General features: G+C 72.1%; 5 protein-coding genes. All 5 read right to left on the bottom strand.

The features are described from left to right. The coding region (locus ACXJKL_RS16220) for a long-chain-fatty-acid--CoA ligase (protein WP_457208059.1) at nucleotides 1–1,494 on the bottom strand (1,494 nt) is incomplete at its 3' end. Nucleotides 1,495–1,526: 32 nt separating this feature from the next. Then, nucleotides 1,527–1,943: an SRPBCC family protein gene (locus ACXJKL_RS16215; protein WP_457208060.1), complete on the bottom strand. Its 417-nt coding sequence runs from the start codon at nucleotides 1,941–1,943 to the stop codon at nucleotides 1,527–1,529. A 23-nt stretch (nucleotides 1,944–1,966) separates the two neighbouring features. Further along, on the bottom strand, nucleotides 1,967–2,863 hold the full coding sequence (locus ACXJKL_RS16210; protein ID WP_457208058.1) for a phosphoribosylaminoimidazolesuccinocarboxamide synthase: 897 nt from the start codon (nucleotides 2,861–2,863) through the stop codon (nucleotides 1,967–1,969). Nucleotides 2,864–2,873: 10 nt separating this feature from the next. Continuing rightward, on the bottom strand, nucleotides 2,874–3,308 hold the full coding sequence (locus ACXJKL_RS16205) for a hypothetical protein (RefSeq protein ID WP_457208057.1): 435 nt from the start codon (nucleotides 3,306–3,308) through the stop codon (nucleotides 2,874–2,876). A 9-nt stretch (nucleotides 3,309–3,317) separates the two neighbouring features. Continuing rightward, nucleotides 3,318–3,869: an antibiotic biosynthesis monooxygenase gene (locus ACXJKL_RS16200; protein WP_457208056.1), complete on the bottom strand. Its 552-nt coding sequence runs from the start codon at nucleotides 3,867–3,869 to the stop codon at nucleotides 3,318–3,320. Nucleotides 3,870–4,030 lie beyond the last annotated feature (161 nt).

The following is a 4,030-nucleotide window of genomic DNA, read 5'->3' as shown; positions in this document are numbered from 1 at the left end:
CTTGTAGCCCGCCATCTGCTCCTTGCCCCACGCCACGAGCTCCTCGGGCGTCACGTCGACGTCCTTCTCGGGGATGACGACGGCCTTGATCTCCTCGCCGTGGCTCTCGTCGGGGACGCCGATGACGGCGGCGAGGCTGACCGCGGGGTGCGTCATCAGCACCTCCTCGATCTCGCGCGGGTACACGTTGTAGCCGCCGCGGATGATCATGTCCTTGGAGCGGTCGACGATGTAGTACCAGCCGTCCTCGTCCTTGCGGCCGAGGTCGCCGGAGCGGAACCAGCCGTCGTGGATCGCCTCGGCGGTCGCGTCGGGCCGGTCGTGGTAGCCCTTCATGATGTTGGGGCCCTTGATGGCGATCTCGCCCACGTCGCCCTCGGCGTCGTCCCAGCTGCCGGGCTCGGGGTTGATCAGCCTCATCTCGACGCCGGGGATCGGGACGCCGATCGAGCCGACCCGGACCTCCTGCCCGTACGGCGAGAAGCTCGCCACCGGGGACGTCTCCGACAGGCCGTAGCCCTCGAGGATGATCACGCCGAACTTCTTCTCGAAATCCTTGTGGACCTCCACCGGCAGGGCCGACCCGCCGGCTGCGGCGATCCGCAGCCTGTCGGCCAGCGCGTGGGCGTCGACGCCGGAGTCGGCGAGGGCACCCAGCAGACCCCAGTACATCGTCGGGACGCCCGCGAAGAAGGTGACGCCCTCCGCGGCCATCGTCTTGAGCGCGGCGTCGGCGTCGAAGCGCGGCAGCATCACCACCGTGCCGCCGTACGCGAACCCGGCGTTCTGGATGACCGTCTGGCCGAAGGAGTGGAAGAGCGGCAGCACGCACAGGTAGGTGTCGGGCCGGTCGGCGTCGGCACCGAAGAGGTCCTTGCCGGCGACGGCGTTGGAGTACATGTTGCGGTGCCGCAGCTCGGCGCCCTTGGGCTGGCCGGTGGTCCCGGACGTGTAGAGGATGACCGCGGTGTCGTCGTCGTCCACGGCCACGGTGTCGAACGTCGGCGGCTGACCGACCAGGGCCTGTCCGAGCGTCTCGGTGCCCTCGATGGGCGACGCGGCGGCCGGGTCGGCGGTGATCATGAAGAAGTGCTCGCAGCCCTCGGTGGCCTCGAAGCCCTCGAACCCGGCCTGCCCGATCGGCAGCTCCGGGGTGCCCTGGAAGCAGACGTACGCCTTCGCGCTCGAGTCGGCCAGGTGGTAGGCCACCTCGCGGCCCTTGAGCAGCACGTTGAGCGGCACCACGGTCGCCCCGGCCTTGAGGATCCCGTAGTAGACGATCGGGAAGTACGGCAGGTTCGGGCAGCTCAGCGCCACCTTGTCCCCCGGCTCGATGCCCCGGGAGACCAGCAGGTTCGCGACCTGGTTGGCCGCAGCGTTCACCTGGGCGTAGGTCAGCCGGGCGCTCTGCCCGCCCGGCATGGCGAGGACGACGGCCTCCCGGTCGGCGTACTGGGCGGCGGAGGTCTCGAGCAACGAGGAGAGGTTCGGCATGGCGCCAACCTACTCAGCGGTGGTGACGCCCGTCACCCGTCGTCTCGCGCTGCGTCCTCCGCCAGGATCGCGCCGGCCTTGCGGACGTCCGCGGCGACGGCCGGACCGGCCAGCCGGCCGGCGAGGGCGGCGGGCACCGCCCACAGGCCACGACCCCCGACGGCGCCGCTGACCTCGACACGGCACCCCCGCGGCGTACGGGCGAAGCGCAGCGACAGCGTCGCCTCCACCCCGCGCCACCAGCCCCGCTCGGCCCACACGTGCGGCGGGTCCATCTCGATGATCTCCAGACGCGGGCGCACCCCGACCGCGGTCGTCTCCACCCAGCGCTGGCCGAGGTGCGGCTCCTCATCGGCCGGCACCGCCACCGAGCGCAGCGACGACTGCCACTGCGGCCGGTTGCGCGGGTCGGAGAGGAAGGCGTACGCCGTCTCGAGCGGGACGGGCAGGTCGACGCTCGCGCTGAACGCGGTCAGAACGACTCCCCCGTCAGCCGCTCGTAGGCCTCCACGTAGCGCGAGCGGGTGCGCTCGACGACCTCGGGCGGCAGCGGTGGCGGGACGTCGCCGGAGGCCCGGTCCCAGCCGGACTCGGGCGAGGTGAGCCAGTCGCGGACGATCTGCTTGTCGTACGACGGCTGCGCGCGGCCGGGCTGCCAGACGTCGGCGGGCCAGAAGCGCGACGAGTCGGGCGTGAGCACCTCGTCGGCCAGCACGGTGGCCCCGTCGGGCCGGGCGCCGAACTCGACCTTGGTGTCGGCCAGGATGATGCCGCGGGTGCGGGCCAGCTCGTGGGCCCGGCCGTAGACCTCCATGGTGAGCATCCGCAGCTCGGCCGCCTCGTCGTCGCCGACGGCCTCGACGACCGCCTCGTAGTCGACGTTCTCGTCGTGGTCACCCACGGCGGCCTTGGTGGCCGGGGTGAAGATCGGCTCGGGGAGCCGGGAGCCGTCCTGGAGGCCGGCGGGCAGCCTGATGCCGCACACCTCACCGGTGTGCCGGTAGTCGAGCAGCCCGGACCCGGTCAGGTAGCCGCGGGCCACGCACTCGACCGGATACATGTCGAGGGCCTCGCAGATCACCGCCCTGCCGCGGACGGCGTCGGGGACGTCCGTCGACACGACGTGGTGCGCGACGAGCCCCTTGAGCTGGTCGAACCACCACAGCGACATCCGGGTGAGGATCTCGCCCTTGTCCGGGATGGTCGTGTCGAGCACGAAGTCGTAGGCCGAGATCCGGTCGCTGGCCACCATGAGCAGGCGACCGGCGTGCTCACCGGACTCGATGCGGTAGAGATCACGCACCTTGCCCGAGTGCAGGTGGGTGGCGCCGTCGAGCGCCGGGGCATCGGGGATGTTGTGGTCGGCCACGTGGCCGAGCCTAGCGGCGTACGACGCCGGGCCGGTCGGAGATCTTGGCGGCGGACCACCGGCAGGCCATCGCCCCGATCCCCGCCGCCATCACCAGCAGCGGCGCGGCCCAGGAGCCCACCGGCAGCCCCGCGAGCGCCAGGACCCCGACGACGAGGACCGGCGTGGCCAGCAGCCCCACGGTCGTGGCGCGCCGACGGGCCTCTGCGCGCGGCCGGCCACGACCCACGACGACGGCGACCAGGCAGCCGACGGCCAGGCCGACGATCGCGCCGAGCGCGAGCCCGACCCCGCTGCCGATGACCAGACCGGCGACCGGCTGCCCGGGGAGGAGGAAGATCAGCAGGCCCCAGAGGGCACCGACCGGGAGGCCGGCCGCGGCCCCCAGGAGCAGCCCGGCGCCGAGCCACCGCGGGTCGGGCGACCTCCGCCGGGACTCGTCCACGGGGTCAACCTAGCGGTGCAGCCACCAGGACATCTTGCGCGTGATCCACGGCAGCAGCACGTATGTCATCAGCGGGGTCATCACGAGCACGGTCAGCAGCACCCGCAGCGGCAGCGGCCACTCGATGATCGGGGTGTGGCCCAGCACCCAGTTGGCGGCCAGGCTGAGCGGGAAGAAGACCAGGAAGATGGTGCACGCCTGCTTCCACCGCGGCGGCGCCTTCGGGACCGGGGTGAGGGACTCGACGGCGGCCGGCTCGTCGAACCAGCCCTCGATGCCCGTACGCCGCTCGGTCCGGGTCGACTCGATGCGCCCCTGCGCCGCCTCCAGCCACCAGGCGCGCTGCGGGCTGGCCTCCCACCGGGCCAGGGCATCGGCGTCGGCGAAGCGGTAGAGCATGTGCCACTCGGGCGAGTCCTCGGAGGGCCGCACCCAGCCGGAGCCGAGGAAGCCGTCGAAGTTCTCGGCCAGCGACGTGCCGGCCTGCACCCAGGCGCGCATCTCCGTCTCCTGGGACGGGTCGATGTGCCGGGTGACCGAGACGGTGACGGGAGCGGACATGCCACCCAGTGTCGGGGGTGCGCACGCGTCGTACCGAACCGGCGGCGACGGGATCTGCGACACACCCGGCCGACGGCGCGGCCGACGGAGCAGTGGCAGAACGGTGACAGGACAATCAATACTGACTTACTCTACTAAGACACTCCACCCATCCCCCCGGG

The organism is Nocardioides sp. P5_C9_2, assembly GCF_054049555.1.
The sequence above is the reverse complement of the archived record's forward strand: the minus strand, read 5'-3'. Positions and strand labels throughout refer to the sequence as shown.

What these genes read in the sequence shown, in the direction of transcription:
- ACXJKL_RS16200 (WP_457208056.1), bottom strand. Translation starts at nt 3,869, where the DNA reads ATGTCCGCTCCCGTCACCGTCTCGGTCACCCGGCACATCGACCCGTCC.